Genomic DNA, 5,114 nt, shown 5'->3' on the forward strand with positions numbered 1-5,114 from the left:
CATGATTCCCTCACTCAAAAACCATTAAAGTAAAGATAATATAAGTCATATTCTTTACTTTTTCATTACTTTTGATGTAATAAATGGTTTCTGACAACTGAATTTCGTATAACAGCCATTATGTTAAATAACTTTTAGAAGCTTTAGTACAAGCTTGACAGATTGTCTTATCATTATAAAATAACCTTATTCAAATCATCCTCCCAAGAGTAACGCCAATGAAGTAAGTCATTTTCTCATCATTATTTTTAAACTTTTGATGTGCAAAATAGATTCTACTTGTGGCTATATATTCTTGGTCTCTACTTTATATCCTAAATAATATATTGTTTTTTATAAGTTAATCTTCACTATTTTGCATATCCTCTACATGAGGAATTTTTTATGCAACATGCATGTATTGCTTCAAACTTAAATTTAGAATTTTCTACACAGAAAATGTTTGATCAGCTAAACATTACGCTTTTATCAGGACAGGTTTCTGCATTAATTGGACGTAATGGTTTAGGTAAATCCCTATTGTTCAGAATATTAGATCAAAGCCAAGCTTTAGATATTCATTATAGTGGTCAAGTTTCATGGAATATCCAACATGATTATTTGGCACAATTAGAACGCCTTAATGCTGAAAATATTGCACAAGCATTAGAGGTAGATCATTTACATCATGCTTTTCGGCGTATAGAGAACAATACAGCTAGTTTTGATGATTATGAGTTAGTTGAAAATACCTGGGATTTACCACAAAAATGGCAAAATATACTTGAAAATGCTGACTTACCTACGGATTTGAACTTTCCAACAGAAAAACTGAGTGAAGGACAAAAAACAAAGCTGGCTTTATGTCGTTTGTTTTTAAAAAAGGATCACTATCTACTTTTAGATGAACCAAGCAACCATTTAGACTCAACATCTAGACAATGGTTAATTGAGAGTATTTTGGCACACCCTAGTGGTGTATGCCTGATTAGTCATGATCGCCAATTACTCAATCAAGTCCAACATATTTATGCTTTAACTGAATTAGGCTTACAACACTACAAAGGTAATTATGAGCATTACATTCAACAGCATCAGCTACACATGGATGCATTAACTCAGTCTATTAATAATGAGAAAAAAGAATTAAAGCAGTTAAAACAACGGCAACATGATAGCTTAATGAAAGCGAATAAACGTCAATCTAAAGGCAATGAACTTCGTGATTCTAATTCTCAAGCAAAGATTTTTCTAGATTTCAAAAAGGAAAATGCTGGACAAAGCTTAGGTAAGCTACGTGCCCAACAAACTCGACAAACTGATGATTTGAAAAATAGTCTGATTAATAGGCAGACCATTGTAGAAAAAATCAAAGCTCAGAAGTTTGAATTCCACTTACAGAGTACGAAGCAAGGAGAGATTTTAAGAATTCATGATTTAAAGCTACCCCATACAGCAACAAATAAAATTAATTTTGCATTGAAAGCTGGCGAAAAAATCCATCTTAAAGGTGCTAATGGAATTGGTAAATCAACCTTATTGAAATTGATTTCTACCCATCAACGTGATGATATTTTCTTTAGTGGAACATGTTTGTATTTAGATCAAAACTTTAGTTTATTAAATAATGATTTATCCGTAATCGAAAACCTTGCACTTTATAACTCCAATCTTACTGAAGTTGAGTGGAGAAATTTGTTAGGTCAGTTACGTATTCGTCGTGAAAAAGCTTTATTAAAACTATCAGAACTGAGTGGTGGTGAAAAATTGAAAGTCGCATTATTAGCAATGAGTCACTATCCTGATGGTATTGATTTATTATTGCTTGATGAACCAGAAAATCATTTAGATATTGAGTCTAGAGAGCTTCTATCGCAGGCTATTAGCCAATATCAGGGCGCTGTAATTTTAGTTTCACATGATCATTTTTTTGTTGAACAGTGTGAAATATCTGAAGAGTATTTAATTGAGTAAAATGACATTTTCAAATATATAGATTTATTAGTTCTACTAAAATTAACATAATACACCTTATACGAAACGTCCGAAAAAATTACTTCAAAAACAATGTTTTATGTCATTTAAAAAAGCCTAAGCAGTCAATCTTAGGCTTTTTTAGCAATTTTTAGTGTTCCACGATCAATAAGTAAGCAATGTTCCACGGTTTTGTTCAGTTTTAATAAACCTCATCCGGTTTTTTGATGAGTCATTATTTCATGTGCTTGCACTGAACTTGGCTCATCAAAAAATTGGAGTCCTGGCTAACCATAAGGAAGGAAAAAACGGCTTAGGAAGCCCCTCTTTTTAGGTTCAGGCTCAACATGTTCTGGAACAGGGATACGTTTGTTCTCTGGAGTAGTCAATCCGTCCGCTTTAACCTGCTTTAACTGAATATTTGTTGCCATATCAGTTGGGTTTGGTGAAATATTACTTTCAATATTCTCTTTATTAGGTTCACTACTAGCTTTAGGTGGCTTCATTTCAATTAGTGTAAGAAGCGTATCGATACGAGCATTAGCTTTAGCCTCTCTATCTTCTGCTTTTTCTAATTGTTTCTTTAAAAAGTCGATCTGATTTTTTAACTCTACTACTGTTTTATCAGTGTATTCGGGTGTATCCAGATTCTGTATTAGAGACGTATCAATACGTTTTGACTGCTTTCCAGAAAACGGTTCACCATATACACGCAATAATTCTGAAAAGTCTATTAAACCATCATGATCACGGCTTAATACCCCATTTTTTATATCTTTATAAAGTGTCGCTCTAGATTTTTTATACAGTGTGGCAGCATCACTAACACTGTATTTTGTACTTGTTTTCATAGTGTATTACTGTGTATTTAAGATACGTATTGAAGAATACAATAAGTGTATTCTTCAATACACTCAAGGTTTGAAGCCTAAGTTCCGTAAGTAAGGTAAAAACTGCTTCTGTTGTTTTGGATCTCTAAGTTTTTCCTTGATTTTTGAAGCTAATATTTCATAGCTATCACCCTCACGTGCTAGATGAGAAAGTTCATGTAGACGCGATAGTTGATTACCAAACATATTTATCTGAGCATCTGTTAACTTATAGAACTCTTTCGGTATGTCTGTACTTTCCTGACCAATACTTTTTGTTTTTTCTTTAAAAGAAAAAGTAATGTGAGTAACTTTACGACCTGTTTTTTTCTGCTCATACGTCACACGTAAAGGGCTGTATTCATTTATTTGATCTACAGCAGTATCAATTACCCTTTTTTTAAAATCAGCAAATAACGGATACTTTTTACCTAGTTCCAGCATGGTTCGTAGATTATCAACAGAGATTTCACGCTTACCTATTTGTCTGTATTGCACCAGTAACTCATAGATACGGATACCGTACCCACTGTTGATACCTGCGATATCAGATAGAGCATATTTCGTAAATTCTCTACTTAGGTTGGATATAAAAGGCAAAATTGGTTTTGAAAAGCGAATACCAATGACACTTTGACTATCTAAAAACTGAACCTCTTGTACCCATCTCATTTTGATAGATTTATCGTCCACACAGAGGTTGATAGACCTTTCATAAAGTCTATTAATCCCTTCTTTTAAATCTCTATAGGCTGTTTTCTCGTGTACTCCTAGGAGCTGTAATTCATTAACACTCACTGGGTATAACTCATCATCTGTGATGGGTTGATTCTTTGGAATACGTGAAATAGCTGCTAAGACAATACGTTGCTCTACGGCACTTAATTGATATGAAGCTTCTATAACTTGATTTGATTTTACAACTTGATTCTTATCCAAAATAAAACCATTTAATTTTTAATATATGACAAATATATACTTGTCATAGTTAGTAGTCAATCCGTCATAGTTAAGTAGTCAATCCGTCATAGTTAGTAGTCAATCCGTCATAGTTAGTAGTCAATCCGTCATATTTAAATGCTGAAACCATTGCTACTAAAGGCATACAGAGGGCTGAAAAGATTTAAAATATTTAAAAATAATTAAAAAAGGAAATTTGAAAAATTGCCCTTGGTTTTCGCTTCGCTCAAACTCTATTGAATCTCGCTTTCGCTCGATTCGTCGGGGCAATTTTTGGTTAATATTTTCGTGACTTTTAGAAAAGCAAAAGCAACTCGGAATTCGCTTCGCTCATAAGCTTTTTTTTCTCGCTACGCTCGGTTTAGGGATCAAAATTGGAAAGTTCGCACCCATTCGGGATGCTCTGTAAAGCAGGTGATTGATGGATAGGAAGCTTGTAATCAGGGAAAGGGATGGGCAAATTTTCTCAGTTCGCTCGTAGACACTCGCTCTGTTTAGCGACTCATGCCACGAGATTTCATTCTAGGCGCATGTTGCTGTGCTTTGAGTTGTTGTTCTTGTCTGAGTTTCAGCTGTTGTGCTTTGATCTCATTCACACATTTTTTAATGACTTGATAGGTTGAGTATAGAGTCTGGTATTGCTTGGCTTTGGCCGGATGTTGTTGTTGGTACTGCTTCCAGGCATGTTCTTTGAACTTTTCATTTTCCAATAAATCCTTTACACCATGTTTTTTCTGGTGTTCATGCTGACCTTTCAGCTTTTTGTGTTCTTGGTAAATCGCATCACGTTGGGCTTCCCAGGCTTTTTTTCCAAACAGTAAGGGTTTGTTCTGGGTTAATTCGTTGTGTTGATCGACCAGGCTTTGCAATTTGTCATGACTTTGCTTGAGTCGGCTCTTCACTATGTCCTGGGCAAGCTGCTGATTGAACTCGTTTTCATGTTTTTGCATCTTGCCGAAGGTGTTTTCGGCCTTTTTAAAAACATCCTGCATAAATTCTAGGTCTAGATTTGCGTCTTTTGCGCTGATTTCGCGATTTAGCACTTTGCCAAGGGTTTCCCTCTGTTTTTCTTCAAACAGGGATTTTTCGTCAATTGGTGGCGTTTTAGCACTATTTTTGATTTGGATCTGCTGTTCAGTTTTTAGTGTATTGAGTTTGATCTCATTTTCAGCAATCAGCAGATCCATATTTTTGCCGTATTGCAACTGAGCCTGATTTCTCTGTTTGATTTCGTCATTGCTTCGGCTGATTTCGGTCTCAATCCCTTTTCGGCGCAGTTCGGTGACTTTCGGCCCTTCGTGCAGCGTGGCTTCTAAACCATTCTCCTGGTCT

General features: G+C 35.0%; 3 protein-coding genes and 1 pseudogene. 1 reads left to right on the top strand and 3 read right to left on the bottom strand.

Going from position 1 to position 5,114, the window contains the following annotated elements:
* The first annotated feature begins 384 nt into the window (after positions 1 to 384).
* Positions 385 to 1,953: an ATP-binding cassette domain-containing protein gene (locus FTV25_RS14330; RefSeq protein ID WP_159124549.1), complete on the top strand. Its 1,569-nt coding sequence runs from the start codon at positions 385 to 387 to the stop codon at positions 1,951 to 1,953.
* Positions 1,954 to 2,240: 287 nt separating this feature from the next.
* Here FTV25_RS14330 and FTV25_RS14335 read toward each other — a convergent pair whose 3' ends face one another.
* The 3 genes and pseudogenes from FTV25_RS14335 to FTV25_RS14345 all read right to left on the bottom strand — a co-directional run.
* Positions 2,241 to 2,804 carry a plasmid replication DNA-binding protein gene (locus FTV25_RS14335; RefSeq protein WP_180004294.1) on the bottom strand — a complete coding sequence of 188 codons (564 nt, stop codon included), beginning with the start codon at positions 2,802 to 2,804 and terminating at the stop codon, positions 2,241 to 2,243.
* Between the two features lie 63 nt (positions 2,805 to 2,867).
* Entirely contained in the window at positions 2,868 to 3,761 is an 894-nt protein-coding gene (gene repM / locus FTV25_RS14340; RefSeq protein ID WP_180004292.1) for a replication initiation protein RepM, read from the bottom strand.
* Between the two features lie 515 nt (positions 3,762 to 4,276).
* Positions 4,277 to 5,114, bottom strand: a pseudogene (locus tag FTV25_RS14345) (nickase); the annotation flags it as partial.

It is taken from the genome of Acinetobacter sp. YH12249, from assembly GCF_013417475.1.
In the GTDB taxonomy this organism is placed as follows: Bacteria; Pseudomonadota; Gammaproteobacteria; order Pseudomonadales; family Moraxellaceae; genus Acinetobacter.

Bases quoted from the DNA above. Each gene is read 5' to 3' on its own strand.
- FTV25_RS14330 (WP_159124549.1), top strand. From the start codon at position 385: ATGCAACATGCATGTATTGCTTCAAACTTAAATTTAGAATTTTCTACA.
- FTV25_RS14335 (WP_180004294.1), bottom strand. From the start codon at position 2,804: ATGAAAACAAGTACAAAATACAGTGTTAGTGATGCTGCCACACTGTAT.